Genomic DNA, 19,513 nt, shown 5'->3' on the forward strand with positions numbered 1-19,513 from the left:
ATATTTAATTTAAGGAGGAATATAGCATGAGATATTATAGCATTCATGAATTTTCCAAATTAATCAATCGAACGCCACAAACTTTAAGAAATTGGGACAAAAGTGGAAAATTAAAACCACATCATACTGGCTCAAACGGCTATAGATATTATTCTCACGATCAACTTAAAGAGGTACTTGGTATTAAAGAAACTAGTCAAAAAGTGGTTGGTTATTGCAGAGTTTCTTCTAATAAACAAAAAGATGATTTGCAAAGACAAGTTGAAAATATGAAAAAATATTTAGAATCGTTAAATGTTGAATATGAAATCATTCAAGACATTGGTAGTGGGATTAATTACAAGAAAAAAGGTTTGCGTCAACTAATCAAAATGATAAATAACAAAGAAGTAGATAAAATAGTAGTATTCCATAAAGATAGGCTTCTTAGATTTGGTTTTGAATTGGTTGAGTATATGGCAAACCTTAATGGGTGTGAGATTGAAGTTTTAGATAGCAATGAAAAAACAGATGAACAAGAACTTGTAGAAGATTTAATACAGATTGTTACAGTATTTAGTTGTAGATTACAAGGAAAACGTGCTAATAAAACTAGAAAGTTAGTAGATGAATTAATTGAGGAAAATGAGGAGTTGCTAAATGATAAAGTCAATAAAAGGGATGTTGAAACCAAATAATAAGCAAAAAACTAAATTATTTCTATATGCGAATACAGCTAGATTTGCTTATAATTGGACAATTGCAAAGCAACAAGAAAATTATCAAAATGGTGGTAAATTCATCAATGATTCAACTTTGAGAAAACAGTTTACTCAAATGAAAAAGCTTGATGAATTTAATTGGCTGAATAATGTAAGTAATAATGTAACGAAACAAGCTATTAAAGATGCTTGTGATGCTTACAAACGATTTTTTAAAGGACTATCAAAATATCCAAAATTTAAAAGGAAAAAGAAATCTATACCTAGTTTTTATCAGGATAATGTGAAAATCAAATTCACAAAAACACATGTTAAAGTAGAGGGATTTGCTTCAAGTAAAAAGTCGAATAAACAAAAGATAAATTGGATTCGATTAGCAGAAAAAGGACGTATTCCATTTGGTGAAAATGTTAAGTATATGAATCCTCGATTTACATTTGATGGTTTGAATTGGTGGGTATCTGTTGGAATAGAAACAGATAGTGATTATTCTCCTTCAAAAACAGAAGGGATAGGTATTGACTTAGGAATAAAAGATTTAGCTGTTTGTTCTGATGGTAAAGTTTATGGAAATATTAATAAAACAAAAAGAATTAGGCAATTAGAAAAGAAAAAGCGCAGGTTGCAACGTAAAATTTCAAGAAAATATGAAAAAGGAAGGGAGGGAAACCGTTACAGGAAAACCAACAACATTATAAAAAGTGAAAAGCAACTTTTAAAAGTTTCACGAAGACTAACGAATATTCGTCATAACTACATACATCAAATCACTTCTGAAATCGTAAACAGAAAACCAATGTTTATTGTTTTAGAAGATTTGAATGTAAAAGGTATGATGAAAAATAAACATTTAGCTGAATCTGTTCAACAACAGTGTTTCCATGAATTTAGAAGACAAATTGAATACAAGTCAAATTGGAATAATATTCGCTTCATTTTGGCGGATAGATGGTTTCCAAGTTCTAAGTTGTGTTCTTGTTGCGGAAAAGTTAAAAAAGACTTGAAGTTATCCGATAGAACTTTTGAATGCGAATGTGGAAATATTGTTGATCGAGATTATCAAGCGTCTATAAATCTTAAAAAATATGGTGAAAATGTTTTAGAATCTGCATCTTAACAATGCAAGTTAATGCAGACATGTACCGATTCGTTAGTCGGGAATTTACGACTTTGGAGTGTTACACCAAATGCAAGTAGCGATCTGTTTAATAGATAGACGTGAAAGCAGACACGATGAAGAAGTAATGAAACATAAAAGTTGTAGGAAATTATAACTTTTTATAAGTTTTCTGTAACGGATATGTTGCAGGTTATTTTAATCCAGCGGATCTTTATGCTGTTCCTGATTCCAATCAATCTGAAATCTTTTATATCGATACATATCCAACGATGGGGACGAGCTCAAATAAAGATGTCTCTGCTGCTTACTCGACGCTTGTCCACGAATTTCAACATATGATTAATTTCAACGAGAAAGTATTGATTCAAAAGAAAGATCCTATGGATACATGGATGGACGAAGGGCTTTCCATGGCCGCCGAACAAATTTACGAAAATCAAGCTCTGCAAGATCGAATTGATTACTATAATTATGATACGGATATTACAAATGGACATTCACTCCTATATTGGGATTATGATGGGGATACTTTAGCCAATTACTCTCTATCCTATTTGTTTATGCAATATTTCAAGATTCAATGCGGACAAGGGAATCGAATTTTTAAAGAGCTGATAGATGATCCACACAGCGATTACCAAGCCGTGCACGATATGATCCAAAAATATATTGATCCAAATCTTACATTTGGAAAATTTATGACAGATTTTAGAGCGGCGCTTCTATTGAAACAAAAATCCGGATTATACGGATTTAAAGGGAATCCGGCTTTCGACTCACTGCAGGAAAAAATCTACAGCGGAAGTTCACTTTATTTGAATGGCGGGGGAGCGGTTGTTAAAAAGGTTCGTTCGCCTGAAGACTATAGTATCCCTGCAGATAAAGGATCAGATGTTACTTATACGTTTTTAACAAAAGATCAAGGCACCACTGTACAACAACCTACGAAACCATCCGTGAATAAAGTCGGCGATCATGACACGTCTGTGACCGGAACCGCTGATCCAAATAATAAAACTGTAGATGAGCATTTTTATTAACAATGATTACCATACGAAAAAGAGACAAACGGGGTACCCCTTATGCCACGTGGAGCTGTTTTTTCACGGCATCAATGGGAATATTTTGTTTTGCTGCACGATAAATGAACTCCACGAGGCTATGTCCTTTTCTCTTGCGCAGGAGATCGAGCCCATCCGAAACATCACTGTTCGACTCGAACATGCTGTACACATACGCAAGTTGCACCAAGATCCAATACCGTTTCACCGCCCGACGCCCGCGAACGCGGTATCCATCGAGTTTCAGCTGGTCTTTCGCTTGACGGAAAAAACATTCGATCGACCAACGCTCGGCATAGTAGCACAAGATGTCTTCATCGCTTAGCTCGCGATCGGTGCTCAAGACGCAATGAAGATGTTTCGGTGTCATCGGCTGATCGGCTTTCCATGCGAGCAGCACCACGGCATCCTTGAGACCGTTCAGAGCACCTTCGTAGCGATACACCCGATAACGCTCTTTTCCCACCGTGACGAGGCGGGTATCCCGTGGCTCCATAGATTTGGCAAATTCCTTTGCTTGAATGGCCGTCCCTTTTGGATAGAGAATCCGATTCGTCTTGAGCATCGCGATGACGTGGAACCCTTTTTTCAAGCAGGCTCCCACGAGGGTTTTCGATGGATACCAAGAGTCCATGAGCACATAAACGGGTCGACTCACATCCAACGAAGAAAGCATCTCGATCGCGAGTTCCCCTTTGCTTTTCCCCGCCGTCTTGTCGTAGAGGCGAAAGGCAAAAGGAAACGCTTGGGTCATCGTATGAACCATGAGCCAAACGAGAGAATGTCCCCAGATCGACTTTTTCTCTGCGTGAGAATAGTGCCAATCACACCCTTGAATGGCGTGTGTTGCCCGTGACGAGGGCTTCGTTTTTTGGCAAATCGTATCATCGATCGAAACAAAAATGGGTTGATTCTCTCGTTTCGAGCTGCGTTCGACACGATGAAGCACCCACTGCTGGAGTTTGCGAAGCAACGTCTCTTCTTCCCATGGGCTTTTCGTGAAAAAATGGCTGAGTGTCGTGCGATGGTTCGGATGAAAACTCCCGTGATGTAGATCGGTCAGTGTTCCCGAAAAGCCCTTTGTAATCATCGCATCCACGATATGAACGAGATGCTTCATGACAGGTTTTGAGAAATAAAGTGCCAACCCCAACATCGTCAAAAACTTGTGGATTCCTAGGTGATGTGCTAATCTATTCATGAGACATGAACCCCCTTGTGAGTAGTTGTGGCACATCTATTCTAACCAAGGAATCGGGTTCATGTCTTCTTTTTTGTTTGGTTGTAAATTTATGTTAGCGAATTTGCTCATCTACAGTTGTAAATACAATACAAAAACAACACGTTGTTTGTTTGGGTATAAAAAAGGAGGATTAAAATGTTTAAAAATAAATTAGTATTAGCTTTGCCGCTCATTGCATTGGCAACTATTTTTCTGTTTTCAATGACATTATTTCCATCGGTCCAGCCACAACCGAAGAATCTACCTATTGCCATCGTTAATGAGGATGAGGGAGTGGAAATTCCTAATCAACCAACGATGAATATGGGGCAAACAATTGTTGACATGATACAAGAATCTACGGCATCAACTAAGGATGAAGATTCTGTCGTAAAGTGGATAGAAGTAAAGAGTAATGAGGAAGTACAAAAAGGGTTAGACGATCAAAAGTATTATGCGGCTTTAGTCATTCCAAAAGATTTTAGTGTGAAGCTAGCATCATTACAGACACCAGTACCATCGACACCTGAAGTACTAATATTTATTAATCAAGGAATGAATATGCAAGCTGCTACCATAGCGGGGCAAGTCTTAAATGGAGTAGTGGACAACATGAACAACTTTGTCCGCCAACAAGTGCTTGCTGGATTTGAAAAACAAGGAGCAACTTTGACAACTAAACAGGCAGAAATCCTTGCAGTTCCAATCTCAAAGAAAGTCACAAATGTAAATGAAGTTGGAACCCATACTGCAAACGGAAACGCTCCTATGATTTTGTTCCAGCCATTGTGGATGGGAAGTTTGGTTACTGCAGCTATTCTCTTTTTTGCCGTTAATAAAATGACACTCGCTACTAGAAAAGAAAGACTTTGGACAAAAATAGGGCAAATTTTAATGGCTACTTTTGTATCAATAGTCATCGGCTTTGGCTTTACCTGGATAGCAGGGGGGATAGTCGGGCTCAATATTCCAGATTTCATGGATACAGCATTATTCTTGGCTGTTTCATCATTTAGTTTTATCTTAATGATGTTAGCAGTATTTTCATTGATCGGGTTTAGAGGAATGCTTCTCTTTGTCTTAATATTATTCTTCGGAGCCCCTTTACTTGCATTAGCACCTGAAATGATGTCTTCATTCTACAAAGATTGGGTATATCCTTGGCTGCCAATGCGATTTATGATTGAAGGTTTACGAAAACTTTTCTTCTTTAGTACAGAAATATCATGGGATATTGTTTCAACACAAGTTTGGATTGGGTTAACAAGCATGATTGTCATATTGGCTACTGTTTTCAAAAAGAAAAAAGAAACTGAAACTGAATCAGTAACTGATTCTCAATAGTAAAGAAATAGAAAGATGCTAAATCTGTAACTCCATACGATAGACTATCGTATGGAGTTTACAGATATACTTTTGCTATTAAAGGAGTGGAAACGTGATGAAAGTATTAGTAATAGGTGCAACTGGCAGAACTGGTCAAGAATTAGTGAAACAAAGTTTAGAAAAAGGTTACGAGGTAAGCGTTTATGTCAGACGTCCTGAGGCTATACCAACACAAAAGAATTTAACAGTTTTCAAGGGTAATTTAGATGATATTGAATCGTTGACTGCAGCACTGAAAGGCGTTGATGCCGTGTTGATGGCAATTGGCAACTCTATATCAAATCGCAATGATAAATTATTTGAATGGGTGATACCAAATTTAATTAGAGCAATGAAGGCTGCAAATGTAAAACGAATCGTAAGTTTATCCGCTTTAGGTGTTGGAAATACATTTGATAATACACGCTATCCTTATCGGTTCGCTGCACGCAGCTTCTTAAAAGGGAATTTTGAAGATCATTTGGCAGGCGAAATCAAATTTAAAGATTCCGGATTAGATTGGACAACGGTTCACCCCGGTCCATTATTTAACGGGGAGAAAATGGAAAATCCACTTGTTCGTGACGCAGCTACTGGTTATAAAATGCCTAGAGTACCTCGAACAAATCGCGCAGATGTGGCACAAGTAATGCTTAAAGCATTACTAGATCCATCTACTTATGGAAAAGAACTTGTCATGGCGTCAACACCGAATAAGAATTAGTAGAATAAAGGAAATTGAACAGATAGAATGTTTCATCAAAGAAAGTAATTTTACAGTAGTTGTCACTTATGCAGGAATTTCAAACGCATCGGGCATTAAAAGAGGCTGGGACAAAACCCCCTCTAAAATGGAAACAGCCCATGAAATTTTGGAATGAAATTTCATGGGCTGTTCTTCATTTTTCAATAAAAAATAAGGACCTCTTCTGTTAAAATTAAGTTACCACCAAAACTAACAGAAAGAAGGGTCCTTATGTTTAAATATTATAACATGAATCAATTAGTTTTGCCTCTAGATTTAGAAATAAAATTACAAGAAAATGATATTGCCTTCCACATTCACCATTTAGTTGAAAGTATTCCAGATGAAGCCTTCCAGCCGTTTCTTCGAAATACAGGTTGTCCTGCTTATCATCCACGCATGATGCTAAAAATTATTTTGTGTGCCTATTCGCAGTCTGTCTTTTCAGGTCGAAAAATTGAAGCGCTATTAAAGGACAGTATACGAATGATGTGGTTGGCACAAGGATATGAACCAAGTTATCGGACGATCAATCGTTTTCGTGTGCATCCGGAAGTAAAAGAATTAATTCGTCAATGTTTTGTCCAATTCCGTTGCCAACTGGTGGAAGAAAAGTTAATCGATCAAGAAGCCATTTTTATCGATGGTACGAAGATTGAAGCGAATGCCAATAAATTTACTTTCGTATGGAAGAAATCCATTGAAAAATACAACCAAAACTTAATTGAAAAGTCCAATCAGTTATACAACGAACTATTAGAAAAAGAAATCATCCCTGAAATGGAGCGGGAAAATGAGGGAGAACTGTCCGTTGAAGAACTCGCTCAAATGGTGCAACAAGTCGATGAAGTCATTAAGGAATATGACCAAAAGATAGAAACATCGCCCGATGCCACAGAACGAAAAGCATTAAGAAGCGAACGAAAATATCCAAAACAAGCGTACAAACAATTAATAGACTTCATTCTACGAAAACAAAAATACCAAAAAGACTTGGACATCTTGGGGGAACGGAACAGTTATTCCAAAACAGATCAAGATGCAACGTTCATGCGAATGAAAGACGACTATATGAAAAACGGTCAATTGAAAGCTGGATACAATGTACAAATCGCAACAGAAGGTCAATACGCACTAGCTTATAGCATCTTTCCAAATCCTACTGATACACGCACATTAATTCCGTTCTTGAATAAGATAGAAAAGGATTATTTTCCGTTGCCAAAGTATATTGTCGCAGATGCTGGTTATGGTAGTGAACAAAACTATGAAGACATCCTTTCGAATCGAAAATGTGAGGCACTCATTCCATATACCATGTATGAGAAAGAACAAAAGAAGAAATATAAACAAAATCCATTTCATCCAGACAATTGGATGTACGACGAAGAAAGTGATACCTACATTTGTCCAAATCAGCAGCGAGTAACCTTCCGTTATCGTTCTGTACGTACAGATAAGACCGGTTTCAAACGAGAATTGAAAATCTATGAATGTGAAAACTGTTCAGGATGTCCATTTCGTTCATCATGTACAAAAGCAAAGGAAGGCAATCACCGAAAGGTCATGGTGAATGAAAAATGGGAACAACAAAAAGAATATGTAAGAGCGAAGCTTTCAGAAGAAAAAGCTGGTTCTATTTTCCATCAACGTAAAATAGACGTAGAACCAGTTTTTGGATTCTTGAAGGCTAATTTGCGTTTCACTCGATTTTCCGTTCGAGGAAAATCGAAAGTGGAAAATGAAATGGGCATTGCCTTAATGGCCGTGAATTTACGAAAATACACGGCCAACAAAGATCAACTAACCAAAAATAATGGGGATAAATGGAAAAAGGAGAATTTGAGTTGGCTCAAATTCTCCTTTTTCCTATCTAGAAGCTAGTTTTGTCCCAGCCTCTTTTCTTGTTTTAAAGTAAAAATTGTTTTAACAGTATCCAATCGTTCTTTGCTATCATGATATTTTCACAATAAATTATAAGATTTTATTTTAAAAAAATTCTTTACAGTTTTACAAGACATGTTATAATGTCTAGGAGTTAATAAAAAAAAATAAAAATGATTAACTCAACTTTCGCACACAGAAATATGGAGACAGTCCTTGATATAACGAGGTAAAGAAGTAATCCAATTGGACAGTTGACACTGAAAAATGTCCATACTCAAATAAACCTTAGCTTCAGCCAAAGTTTGGAAAAGAGAAATCAATTGTAGTAAAGCCGTTTTAAAGTCCATCTCCTTTACTTCGTCACATAGAAACAAGAATAAGTTGCCCATGGTCTTCGGATCCTCTTCTTTCCGAAGTTGCCAAGCAATCAAGATATACCGAGTGAAGACAATGGTAGTATGGCTAATCATCATGTCATAGGAACGACCTTGAAACTCTTTGGCTAAATGTAAAAACGATTTACTGAATTTAAAAAAGGTTTCAATGTCCCAACGCATCCCATAGATTCGAACGATTTCTTCATTAGACAGCGTGGTATCTGTACTCAAAATGGCTAGCCATTCACTTTGGTTGTTTCGATTCCGCACAAACACGATTTTCACTGGTAAACCCGTATGAAGGGTTGCGTGAATCGAGCCGAGTGTTTCTTTTTTGCCAATGTCTCGTTTCGCTTTTCGATACAGTTGTTCCAAGGTTAAACGTTCTCCGTTGAAAAGATACCGTTGTTTCAGCTGTTTGACCATACCAATGACAAAAAGGCCTTTGGAGTGAATCTTCTCCACCAACGGGGCATGAGTAAACCATGTATCCATGAGCACATAATCAGCGAAAATTCCTTTATCCAATGCATGTTCTACTAATTTCAACACCATGTTTGGTTTTGCTTCCAATGCCTCGAGCCGTCGTTTGTAGCCTGTGGTTCGTTTATCAATGGACGAATGGATTTCGTTCAAGCGATTCTTTTGGTTCGCTGAACTCAAAAGAGCGAAATCGATAGGTACAAATGTAAAGCCATCGGACCATCCGAGCGTTAATAGTTGAAAACCATTGACAAACTGACGAGTGGAATGATCGAATACTTTAGCTAGAAGCTCAACCGATTTACTACGGTTACGAGAATAAATCGAATCGTCTACAATAAACACGGTAACACGGCGCTTCGAAATCGTTTGTTTCACACGACGAATCACTTCGGAGCTCAGAGATAGTAAAAAGGTTCTCCAGTTATACGTAGACGAGTTCAAAAAACGATAAATGGTATCTTTTCCTGGTAAATCGGCAGCCTTTTTGCTTTGTAAGGCGTGGTACCAGTTTCTGTATTGAAAAACAAGAAGAAATAATAGTTGAAAAATCGATAAACAAGAATAACCACAAGCCTTGATAATTCCTGTTTTTCTTAAATGATTACCAATTTGTAATTCAGAAAATCCGTCTTTTATTTCTTTTGGTAATTGCGCAAAATACTCTTTTTTCGTTATCATAATGGTGACACCTTTCTTTCTTTGGTTTTTTTGGTTTGGTCACCAATAGTTTACCAAAAGAAAGAGGTGTCTTTTTGTTTTTTAGACGAATTTTTTCAGTGTCAAGTGAATATGAGATACCCAAAGAAACCTATCAAATCAAGGATTATTCATAAATTTTTCACTGCGAAAGTTGAGTGATTAATTAAAAAGGGATAACCCCAATAAGTGTATGAATGTTTGCTGCATATTATTTTGTGCAGACCGATTTATTCATACGTTTATTGGGGTTTTTGTGTTTTATATATTTTACATGAAATAAGAAAGGAGTTGAATTAAGTGAATAAACAGCTAAGTGTATTTTTTTTAAGTTCTATCATTTTATTAAGTGGTTGTTCTGCTGGGGAATTATCGACTACAAATGATGATCAGTTTGATCAGAAACTAAATAACATAACCGGACAAACAAAAAAACTAATGAACAATACCAAACAGAAGGAACCTAAAAAGGTTGAAAATGTAAAAACATCGTTTTGGCCAACGAATCCTCAATTTAAAATGAAATCAGCAACCGTTACAAAGGTAAACGATGATGGAACTGTTGAAATCAACCAAAATGAAAAAGTTAAACTATTAGGCGTTCGTACTACGGAAGAAGAAAAACATACCCGCACTTATCAGAAAATGACTCCTCATAAAGCAGAAGCATTTATAAAAAAAAATTTATTATACAAAAAGGTTTATCTGGAAATAAACCCTACTTTTGAAACCAACGATAAAGGTGAAACACTCGCATATATTTGGATAGGTGACAATAAAGAATTAAAAAATTTTAATGCCTTACTTTTAAAAGAGGGTTTAGGCGTTACCGAAAGATAAAAAAACATTACGCAGAATCTTTTAAATCATCACCGTACGGGTCTAACTACCTTGTAAATATCACTTACTACCTATAAATTGAGAATCAGGAGCGATAAATTATGCTGAATAACGAACTATTTTTGTGGAGTTAGAAAACATATATGAATTCATTTTTCACTGGGTTTTTCCTTTTTTGAATGAGAGATGTATAATAAAAATGGTTGCATCTGATCGTTTGCATCGAAAGAGAGTCCTTTCAAGTAAAGGAAAATATGTTATAATGTATTATAAAACAGAATAATTTTTGACGAGGAGGAGTCTGTCACCAAGGGATCGTTGTGTCCTTTGGTTACAGGCTCTTTTTTTATTTTTTGAGAAAACAAAGAAGGAAAGGTGGTAAGGGGATGCTTGTTTTGCAATTAGCGTTGATTCTGGCAGCTTCCAAATTGGCAGGCAATATAAGTGTTAGGCTCGGTCAGCCATCTGTTTTAGGTGAACTGTTGGTTGGAATCATTCTTGGGCCTTCGGTACTGGGGGTGATTCATGATACGGACATTTTAAAGGAGATGAGCGAGATCGGTGTTATTTTGCTCATGTTTATAGCCGGGTTGGAAACTGATCTAAAAGAGTTTCTGCGCTCCGGAAAATCTTCCACGTTGGTGGCTGTCGGCGGCATCTTGGTTCCGCTTTTAGGAGGATATTTTCTCGGAAAAGCATTGGGCTTTTCATCCGAACAATCATGGTTTATGGGATTATTGCTTTCAGCAACCAGCGTCAGCATTTCAGTTCAAGCGTTAAAAGAAATGGACCGATTAAAATCACCCGAAGGTACTGCAATTTTAGGGGCGGCAGTGCTCGATGACATTTTAGTGATGATCGCTTTAGCCTTTTTTATGAGTATGATAGGAGGAGAAGTTCATTTTGGAACCATGCTTTTAACAAAGGGATTGTTTTTTGCGGGAGCGATATTCGCTGCATGGAAAGTTGTTCCGTGGATTTTAGAAAAACTGGCGCTCTTAAAGGTGGACCAATCCGTCCTTTCTGCAGCTCTCATCATTTGTTTTCTATATGCTTATTTAGCCGATTTGTCGGGAGTATCCGCTATTATCGGCGCATACATGGCCGGAGTTGCGATAAGTGTAACAGAATTTAAACATGAAATATTTGAAAAGACAGAAACCATTAGCTATTCCTTATTTGTTCCTGTATTTTTCACTTCGGTCGGAGTGGCAGCTTATTTTCATGGTATTGGTGAAAGTTTCTGGCTATTGGTCATTTTGAGCATTTTAGCGGTTTTCACCAAATTAATCGGCGCATCATGGGGAGCAAAAGCGGCCGGATTTTCTTGGGGTAGTTCATTGGGAATTGGCGCCGCCATGGTGTCTCGCGGAGAAGTGGCTTTAATTTTAGCCAATATTGGTTTGGAACATCAATTGGTCAGTCAGGAGTTGTTTACCGTTTTGGTTGTTGTGGTTCTGATCACCACGATTGCAACGCCGCCGATGATGAAATGGTTTTTCACAGTCGGATCGAAAGGAAAGACTTTAAAAAATACAGGATGAGATCGATGGAATACAGGAGTGTTGAAGTTTTTAGGATTTTGGTCACAGTTCTTTTTGTAAGAAGACTATGATTATTGGGCGAATGGGAAATAAAATGGATTAAGAAACCGAAATTTTCCATTCGCCCTGTCAAGTTGTATGTAGGATTTGTCTTTTCTGAAAAAACATTTGTCTTTATATTATAGAAAATCCTTGATTCCTATATGGAAAGAGTCCATAATGGAAATTAATCATTTAACTGAAAATTCTAAAATGAGCAGGGGTTGTCTTTATGAAAGTGGTCAAATTTGGCGGAACATCGCTTGCATCAGGAAAACAAATTCAAAAAGTACTGAATATTGTCATTTCTGATCCGAAAAGAAAGATTGTGGTGGTTTCAGCACCGGGAAAACGGTTTGCGGATGACACGAAAGTAACCGATTTGCTGATTGCGTGCGCCCGCAAGAAATTACGCGGCGAGGATGCGACAGATTGGCTGGAAGCGGTAGTGGAAAGATTCGCAAGCATTGCAATGGATTTGGAGATGTCAAACGATATCGTAAAGGAAATCCGTGCTGATTTAGAGGAGCGGCTACGAGGGTACAAAGGGGATCCGGAGCGCTTTTTAGATCATATGAAAGCGGCAGGGGAGGATAATAATGCGAAGCTGATTGCCGCTTATTTTCAAGAGAGAGGAATAGAGGCTAGATATGTTAGTCCGAAAGAAGCGGGATTAATCGTCACTGACGAACCGGGGAATGCACGGGTATTGCCGGAATCCTACAAGCGATTGTATTCGTTGCGGGAGCAAAGCGGAATCATTATTTTTCCCGGATTTTTCGGCTTCAGTAAAAACGGGGATGTGGTGACATTCTCCCGCGGCGGTTCGGATATTACAGGCTCTATTTTAGCCAATGGGGTGAAGGCGGAGCTTTATGAAAATTTTACGGATGTCGATGCTGTGTATGCCGTGAATCCGACTTTTGTTTCTCACCCGACGGAAATTCAAGAACTGACTTATCGGGAAATGAGGGAGTTGTCCTACGCCGGATTTTCTGTTTTTCATGATGAAGCCTTGATTCCGGCTTTCCGCGCCGGAATACCGGTCAACATCAAAAATACGAACAATCCTTCTGCGCCGGGGACCAAAATTGTCAATGAACGGGAAACGAAAAACGGACCGGTCGTGGGCATTGCGAGCGACGAAGGATTTTGCAGTATTTATATTCAAAAATATTTAATGAATAAGGAAATCGGATTCGGTCGGAAACTGCTGCAAATTTTAGAAGATTTCGGCCTTTCCTATGAACATATTCCTTCCGGTATTGACGATGTGACGGTTATTTTACGGGAAAATCAACTCAATCAGGAGCTAGAACAAGCGATATTGCACCAAATAAAAGAGAAACTAGATGCTGACGAAGTGAAAATTCAACATCGTCTTGCTTTGATTATGTTAGTGGGCGAGGGAATGCGCCGTAATATTGGAACAACGGCCCGAGCCGCGAGCGCGTTAGCAAAAGCGGGAGTGAATATTGAAATGGTGAACCAGGGATCTTCCGAAGTCAGTATGATGTTTGCTGTAAAGGAAGAAGTGGAAAGACGGGCGGTCCAAGCTTTATATGAAGAATTTTTTGTCAGCGTCCCGGTTTGAATCATAAGAGCAATAGCAACGAAAAGCCCTTACTATTCTAAGCTGCAATCGTTCGCCTTCTCGTTGTTGAAACCCGTGAGGCGGACGAGTCTCTCTTCCGACTGAAAACAATGATGGCACATTTGAGGAAAACAACTTTTGAGATTGCTTGGGAATTTTTAAGCGCCGCTTCGTTTTTCCGTAGGAGAACGAACATGAGATCTGATCAAAGCCCCGAAAAGCACACTTGGTCATATCATTGATCAGAATGCGTGTAACCCTTTATGCAATTATAAAATCTTTCTTTTTCGTTTTGTATGAAATCGCTATCAAATCAACTCGCTTTTCATTATTTAAGATCCGCAAAGCTCGGGTGGAAAAACCACAACAACAAGGCATAACGGGGACCGTTAGTATGATAGCTTTGACATTACTTCGATGGTGAAGGCGAAGCATGGTAAATAAGATAAAATAAAATAAAAGACCACATGGCATTCCATCCGTTATGATATAAAAACAGCCCTTTTTGGTGGAAAAAGAATTCGATTACTGTAGATGAGCAAATTCGCTAACATAAATTTACAACCAAACAAAAAAGAAGACATGAACCCGATTCCTTGGTTAGAATAGATGTGCCACAACTACTCACAAGGGGGTTCATGTCTCATGAATAGATTAGCACATCACCTAGGAATCCACAAGTTTTTGACGATGTTGGGGTTGGCACTTTATTTCTCAAAACCTGTCATGAAGCATCTCGTTCATATCGTGGATGCGATGATTACAAAGGGCTTTTCGGGAACACTGACCGATCTACATCACGGGAGTTTTCATCCGAACCATCGCACGACACTCAGCCATTTTTTCACGAAAAGCCCATGGGAAGAAGAGACGTTGCTTCGCAAACTCCAGCAGTGGGTGCTTCATCGTGTCGAACGCAGCTCGAAACGAGAGAATCAACCCATTTTTGTTTCGATCGATGATACGATTTGCCAAAAAACGAAGCCCTCGTCACGGGCAACACACGCCATTCAAGGGTGTGATTGGCACTATTCTCACGCAGAGAAAAAGTCGATCTGGGGACATTCTCTCGTTTGGCTCATGGTTCATACGATGACCCAAGCGTTTCCTTTTGCCTTTCGCCTCTACGACAAGACGGCGGGGAAAAGCAAAGGGGAACTCGCGATCGAGATGCTTTCTTCGTTGGATGTGAGTCGACCCGTTTATGTGCTCATGGACTCTTGGTATCCATCGAAAACCCTCGTGGGAGCCTGCTTGAAAAAAGGGTTCCACGTCATCGCGATGCTCAAGACGAATCGGATTCTCTATCCAAAAGGGACGGCCATTCAAGCAAAGGAATTTGCCAAATCTATGGAGCCACGGGATACCCGCCTCGTCACGGTGGGAAAAGAGCGTTATCGGGTGTATCGCTACGAAGGTGCTCTGAACGGTCTCAAGGATGCCGTGGTGCTGCTCGCATGGAAAGCCGATCAGCCGATGACACCGAAACATCTTCATTGCGTCTTGAGCACCGATCGCGAGCTAAGCGATGAAGACATCTTGTGCTACTATGCCGAGCGTTGGTCGATCGAATGTTTTTTCCGTCAAGCGAAAGACCAGCTGAAACTCGATGGATACCGCGTTCGCGGGCGTCGGGCGGTGAAACGGTATTGGATCTTGGTGCAACTTGCGTATGTGTACAGCATGTTCGAGTCGAACAGTGATGTTTCGGATGGGCTCGATCTCCTGCGCAAGAGAAAAGGACATAGCCTCGTGGAGTTCATTTATCGTGCAGCAAAACAAAATATTCCCATTGATGCCGTGAAAAAACAGCTCCACGTGGCATAAGGGGTACCCCGTTTGTCTCTTTTTCGTATGGTAATCATTGTTAATAAAAATGCTCATCTACAGTTCGATTATTTCAAACAGTATAACCCTAACCCATCCCGTAATGTACACAAACATTTTTTTCCCTTCAGGCAAAAAAGATAAATAAAAATAAATGGCAACCGGTATGATCAAAAATGTAAAGATTAGATCAATGATTGTGTGGTTTAACCATTCTGTTTCTACAGAACGGTATTCCCATAACGTATGGTCGTAAAAAGAAAATTATAAAGCAAATCGCAAATCACATAATACTGGATCGTTGTATAATATTTTTTCCATTTTGTCCATTCCGTCCATGATTTCCTCCCTGAAATGGAGACCGTTACAGAAAAGTGGGGGTATAAAATCGAATCTCACGCATCCGTAGACGAAATTGATCCTGCTGACTTTGATGGGCTGATTATTCCCGGAGGACGCGCGCCTGAATATATACGTCTAAATAAAAAAGTTCAAGAAATCGTCGCTCACTTTTTAAAAGAAAATAAACCGCTTGGAGCCATCTGCCATGGACAACAAGTTTTAACGACTGTAAGAGAATATATCAATGGCAGGGAAATGACGGCATTCTCCGCTTGTCGGCCGGAAGTGGAAGCGGCAGGAGCTATTTACGTGGAAAAATTGCTTCATGTGGACGGAAATTTGGTGTCTGGGCATGCTTGGCCGGATTTGCCGGGATTTATGAAAGAATTCTTTGCATTATTAAATGTAAAAAAAGAAGCTTCTGTTTAAAGAATAGCTAAAAAGGGCTGAATCAAAAGAGTTTGGTTCAGCCCCTTTCTCTTTTTGTTTGATTACAGCCTTCTTTTATCCATCTCATGATGGGAATGAGAATTCAATAACATGAGTGATATATAAAATATGACAATTCCTTCTGTGGTTTTCGGATTGATTCCGGTTAGCTCTTCGATTTTATTTAAACGATAATGCAGAGTATTAATATGTATATTCATTTCTTCTGAAGTTTTTTTGATCGATTGATTATTATGCAAATAGTGCTGCAAAGTATCGATGAGTATTGGATCTTCTTTCAAAACGTCAATCGTTCTTCTTTGAAAATCCTTTTGTATTTCGATGGGAATGTCTTCTAAGATAATTTCTAATATGAGATCTTCATAAAATACAATCCCAAGATGTTTTTGAGCCACTTTTAATGCTTTCATTGCCTTTTTAAATGATCTATGGATAATCTGTCTGCACATTGTCTTTCCTACACCAATTGCTAAATGGTGGTGATATTTCCTTTCGAATCTTTCTTTAAAGTTTTTTAATTGGCTATGGAAATGATTCTTGTTAAAAGTAGAGCCAATCTTTTTTAACAGCAAGAAACGTTCTTGCCCCCAGCGAATGAGGAAATGATTTTCTTTCCCGAATACAGAATAGAACAATTCCATGATTTCTTTTTGAATTCTGGGAATGTCATAGTGATCGAGTGTTTGTATTTCGGATTGTATGAGGGCGCAAATATGCGTGTCGTAAACGGGGATTCCCAGCATGACACCTCGCTCTAAAAATTCTTTATCAACCGATGTAGAGTTGATCCATTCATACAAATAAGATTCTATACCGCGTATTTCCCATTCGTTTCTCTCGGTATAATAAGCTTCTTGTATAATGAGTTCTGTCATTCTTCTAATTAATTCCGCAAACGGTTCCACTTTTTTAGGCTTTCCTGTTATTCCGATGACGCCGATTACTTGCTTATTAAACATAATGGGCATGTTGATGCCTGCTTTTACTCCTTTTAGAATTTTTGCTTTGTCCTGATCAATATAAAGTACTTTTTTTGTTTTAATGACAATGGTCGCTCCTTCATGAAAGGTGCCAATTCTGCTTTTTTCAGTGGAAGAAATGATGATTCCTTTTGTATCCACTAATATAATATCTTCTTTCATTACTTGCTGAACTTCTGAAATAATTTTAGAAGCTAAATTGGTTGATAAATGCATGGGGCATCGACCGCCTTCTTTTGGATTAAAAAACAATAAAAACGGTATATTTCACATTTTAATCATATGATCATACATAGATTAAATACCCAACTTTCTTTATAATATAATAAAACGAAAATTAGAAAAGCGAGGGTTTTCAATATGATTCCTTCTCATGTGAAGAAGCGTTTTGTGGATATCGTAGGAAGGGAAAATTTCGAAGATTCAGAAGTAGAGCGGTTAGTTTATTCATACGATGCCACCCCTAATTTTCAATCTATTCCTGACGCGGTGGTTTCACCCAGAAATACGGAGGAAGTATCCGAAATATTAAAACTGTGCAATGAATGGGAAATACCGATTGTTCCGAGAGGATCGGGAACTAACTTGTGTGCCGGCACTTGTCCTGTTGAAGGAGGAGTTGTTCTTCTGTTTAAACATATGAACAAAATTTTAGAAATCGATGAAGAAAATTTAACCGTGACTTGTCAACCGGGAGTTATAACACTTGATTTAATCAATGCGGTTGAACAAAAAGGTTTATTTTATCCTCCTGATCCAAGTTCTATAAAAATATCGACGATCGGTGGGAATTTAAACGAAAACTCCGGGGGATTAAGAGGACTGAAATATGGAGTAACCCGTGATTATGTATTGGGATTGGAGGCAGTTCTTCCTAACGGAGATATCATCCGGACAGGAGGAAAATTAGCAAAAGATGTAGCGGGGTATGATTTAACTCGATTATTGGTAGGTTCAGAAGGCACACTGGGTGTGATTACAGAGGCGACGTTAAAACTGATTCCGCTTCCTGAAACAAAAAAGACAATGCTTGCTTTATATCAAGATTTAGAGGCTGCAGCTCGTTCCGTTTCCAAAATTATTGCGAATAAAGTTATTCCAGCGACTTTGGAGTTTTTAGATCAACCTACATTACAAGCGGTGGAAGACTATGCACAAATCGGTTTGCCGACGGATGTTCAAGCAGTGTTGCTAATCGAACAAGATGGAACCGCTGAAAATGTAAACAAAGATATGAAGATAATGGAAGAAATATGCAGAAGCGAAAATGCTGTCTCTGTACAGATCGCACAGTCTGAAGAAGAAGCGGAGGCGCTGCGTGCGGCCAGACGTACGGCTTTGTCAGCTTTAGCTCGACTGTAGCCGACAACTATTTTAGAAGATGCCACCGTTCCCAGATCAGAAATAGCCAAAATGGTGAAAGCCATCAATGACATAGCGCATAAATATAACGTCAATATATGTACATTTGGCCATGCCGGAGACGGGAATCTTCATCCTACATGCACAACCGATATTCGTAATAAAGAAGAGATGGAGAGAGTGGAAAAAGCTTTTGCTGAAATCTTTGAAAAAGCGATTGAATTGGGCGGAACCATTACGGGGGAACATGGAGTGGGAGCTATGAAAGCGCCTTATTTAGAATGGAAACTGGGAGTATCAGGCATCCAAGTGATGAAATCGATCAAAGAAGCATTAGATCCCCATAATATTATGAATCCAGGGAAATTATTCGCAAAAGATACACGAAAACGGGTGGTGATATCAAAATGATGTCGGAATCCGAAAAGAAAAGTATTCAAATAGCCTTCAAGGAACGTATGAATGAAGATGAGTTATTAAACTGTATGAGATGCGGTTTTTGCTTGCCTTCATGTCCGACATACTTGGTATCTGGGTACAAAGAAAGCCAATCACCACGCGGAAGAATCGCTTTAATGAAGGCAGTTTATGACGGAGTGATACAACCGGATGATGAGTTTGTGAACTCATTGAACTTATGTTTAGGCTGCCGTGCGTGTGAGCCGGTCTGTCCGTCAGATGTTCATTACGGCCATTTATTGGAAGAAGCCAGAGACATCATAAACCAAAATAAAAAACATTCTTTACCCGTTCGAACGGTTCGTAAAGTAGTCTTTGAAAAATTATTTCCCAAAAAAAGCAATCTAATAAATGTCACTAGCTTGGTTGGGGTACCGTCAAGAATTTTGTGTAATGTAAATGGGGTAGGGTTTCTC

Annotated in this window: 12 protein-coding genes and 4 pseudogenes; 13 read left to right on the forward strand and 3 right to left on the reverse strand. The window is 38.6% G+C overall.

Annotation, left to right across the window (positions count from 1 at the left end; all coding sequences use genetic code 11):
* Positions 1–26: 26 nt before the first annotated feature.
* The 3 genes and pseudogenes from N1I86_RS10065 to N1I86_RS10075 all read left to right on the forward strand — a co-directional run.
* The gene (locus N1I86_RS10065; protein WP_341095540.1) at positions 27–677 is read left to right on the forward strand and encodes an IS607 family transposase; all 651 of its coding nucleotides are present in this window, start codon (positions 27–29) and stop codon (positions 675–677) included.
* The gene (locus N1I86_RS10070; protein ID WP_003353565.1) at positions 640–1,818 is read left to right on the forward strand and encodes an RNA-guided endonuclease InsQ/TnpB family protein; all 1,179 of its coding nucleotides are present in this window, start codon (positions 640–642) and stop codon (positions 1,816–1,818) included. Before N1I86_RS10065 ends, N1I86_RS10070 begins: the two co-directional genes overlap by 38 nt.
* A gap of 233 nt (positions 1,819–2,051) precedes the next feature.
* Positions 2,052–2,861 (forward strand): annotated as a pseudogene (locus N1I86_RS10075) (M30 family zinc metallopeptidase); the annotation flags it as partial.
* A gap of 40 nt (positions 2,862–2,901) precedes the next feature.
* Here N1I86_RS10075 and N1I86_RS10080 read toward each other — a convergent pair.
* A complete protein-coding gene (locus N1I86_RS10080; protein WP_003353085.1) occupies positions 2,902–4,083 on the reverse strand; it encodes an IS701 family transposase in 1,182 nt (393 codons plus the stop codon).
* Positions 4,084–4,260: 177 nt separating this feature from the next.
* Between N1I86_RS10080 and N1I86_RS10085 the strand changes: the two genes are divergently transcribed.
* From N1I86_RS10085 to N1I86_RS10095, 3 genes are all read left to right on the forward strand, one after another.
* The gene (locus N1I86_RS10085) at positions 4,261–5,448 is read left to right on the forward strand and encodes a YhgE/Pip domain-containing protein (RefSeq protein WP_341096124.1); all 1,188 of its coding nucleotides are present in this window, start codon (positions 4,261–4,263) and stop codon (positions 5,446–5,448) included.
* A gap of 97 nt (positions 5,449–5,545) precedes the next feature.
* Entirely contained in the window at positions 5,546–6,193 is a 648-nt protein-coding gene (locus tag N1I86_RS10090) for an NAD(P)-dependent oxidoreductase (RefSeq protein ID WP_341096125.1), read from the forward strand.
* A gap of 252 nt (positions 6,194–6,445) precedes the next feature.
* Entirely contained in the window at positions 6,446–8,098 is a 1,653-nt protein-coding gene (locus N1I86_RS10095; RefSeq protein WP_341094424.1) for an IS1182 family transposase, read from the forward strand.
* 182 nt (positions 8,099–8,280) lie between these two features.
* Here the strand turns inward: N1I86_RS10095 and N1I86_RS10100 are convergent, their stop codons facing one another.
* Positions 8,281–9,642: an IS4 family transposase gene (locus N1I86_RS10100; RefSeq protein WP_341096126.1), complete on the reverse strand. Its 1,362-nt coding sequence runs from the start codon at positions 9,640–9,642 to the stop codon at positions 8,281–8,283.
* A gap of 318 nt (positions 9,643–9,960) precedes the next feature.
* On the opposite strand from N1I86_RS10100, the gene N1I86_RS10105 reads away from it, so the two are divergent.
* The 5 genes and pseudogenes from N1I86_RS10105 to N1I86_RS10125 all read left to right on the forward strand — a co-directional run.
* The gene (locus tag N1I86_RS10105) at positions 9,961–10,500 is read left to right on the forward strand and encodes a thermonuclease family protein (RefSeq protein WP_341096128.1); all 540 of its coding nucleotides are present in this window, start codon (positions 9,961–9,963) and stop codon (positions 10,498–10,500) included.
* A gap of 386 nt (positions 10,501–10,886) precedes the next feature.
* On the forward strand, positions 10,887–12,044 hold the full coding sequence (locus tag N1I86_RS10110; protein ID WP_341096130.1) for a cation:proton antiporter: 1,158 nt from the start codon (positions 10,887–10,889) through the stop codon (positions 12,042–12,044).
* Positions 12,045–12,315: 271 nt separating this feature from the next.
* The gene (locus N1I86_RS10115; protein ID WP_341096133.1) at positions 12,316–13,677 is read left to right on the forward strand and encodes an aspartate kinase; all 1,362 of its coding nucleotides are present in this window, start codon (positions 12,316–12,318) and stop codon (positions 13,675–13,677) included.
* 645 nt (positions 13,678–14,322) lie between these two features.
* Entirely contained in the window at positions 14,323–15,504 is a 1,182-nt protein-coding gene (locus N1I86_RS10120; protein ID WP_003353085.1) for an IS701 family transposase, read from the forward strand.
* A gap of 333 nt (positions 15,505–15,837) precedes the next feature.
* Positions 15,838–16,275 (forward strand): annotated as a pseudogene (locus N1I86_RS10125) (DJ-1/PfpI family protein); the annotation flags it as partial.
* 62 nt (positions 16,276–16,337) lie between these two features.
* Here N1I86_RS10125 and N1I86_RS10130 read toward each other — a convergent pair.
* A complete protein-coding gene (locus tag N1I86_RS10130) occupies positions 16,338–17,492 on the reverse strand; it encodes a CdaR family transcriptional regulator (protein ID WP_341096135.1) in 1,155 nt (384 codons plus the stop codon).
* Positions 17,493–17,636: 144 nt separating this feature from the next.
* Between N1I86_RS10130 and glcD the strand changes: the two are divergent.
* Both glcD and N1I86_RS10140 read left to right on the forward strand, forming a co-directional pair.
* Positions 17,637–19,049 (forward strand): annotated as a pseudogene (gene glcD / locus N1I86_RS10135) (glycolate oxidase subunit GlcD).
* A pseudogene (locus N1I86_RS10140) lies at positions 19,049–19,480 on the forward strand ((Fe-S)-binding protein); the annotation flags it as partial. The pseudogenes glcD and N1I86_RS10140, both read left to right, overlap by 1 nt.
* Positions 19,481–19,513: the final 33 nt, after the last annotated feature.

The sequence above is a fragment of the Bacillus sp. FSL W8-0116 genome, assembly GCF_038003825.1.
Lineage (GTDB): Bacteria > Bacillota > Bacilli > Bacillales > DSM-4216 > Bacillus_O > Bacillus_O smithii.

Excerpts from the sequence above, each read along its gene's own strand:
- N1I86_RS10090 (WP_341096125.1), top strand. The coding sequence starts at position 5,546 with ATGAAAGTATTAGTAATAGGTGCAACTGGCAGAACTGGTCAAGAATTA.
- N1I86_RS10085 (WP_341096124.1), top strand. The coding sequence starts at position 4,261 with ATGTTTAAAAATAAATTAGTATTAGCTTTGCCGCTCATTGCATTGGCA.
- N1I86_RS10070 (WP_003353565.1), top strand. The coding sequence starts at position 640 with ATGATAAAGTCAATAAAAGGGATGTTGAAACCAAATAATAAGCAAAAA.
- N1I86_RS10080 (WP_003353085.1), bottom strand. The coding sequence starts at position 4,083 with ATGAATAGATTAGCACATCACCTAGGAATCCACAAGTTTTTGACGATG.
- N1I86_RS10095 (WP_341094424.1), top strand. The coding sequence starts at position 6,446 with ATGTTTAAATATTATAACATGAATCAATTAGTTTTGCCTCTAGATTTA.
- N1I86_RS10115 (WP_341096133.1), top strand. The coding sequence starts at position 12,316 with ATGAAAGTGGTCAAATTTGGCGGAACATCGCTTGCATCAGGAAAACAA.
- N1I86_RS10110 (WP_341096130.1), top strand. The coding sequence starts at position 10,887 with ATGCTTGTTTTGCAATTAGCGTTGATTCTGGCAGCTTCCAAATTGGCA.
- N1I86_RS10120 (WP_003353085.1), top strand. The coding sequence starts at position 14,323 with ATGAATAGATTAGCACATCACCTAGGAATCCACAAGTTTTTGACGATG.
- N1I86_RS10130 (WP_341096135.1), bottom strand. The coding sequence starts at position 17,492 with ATGCATTTATCAACCAATTTAGCTTCTAAAATTATTTCAGAAGTTCAG.
- N1I86_RS10065 (WP_341095540.1), top strand. The coding sequence starts at position 27 with ATGAGATATTATAGCATTCATGAATTTTCCAAATTAATCAATCGAACG.
- N1I86_RS10100 (WP_341096126.1), bottom strand. The coding sequence starts at position 9,642 with ATGATAACGAAAAAAGAGTATTTTGCGCAATTACCAAAAGAAATAAAA.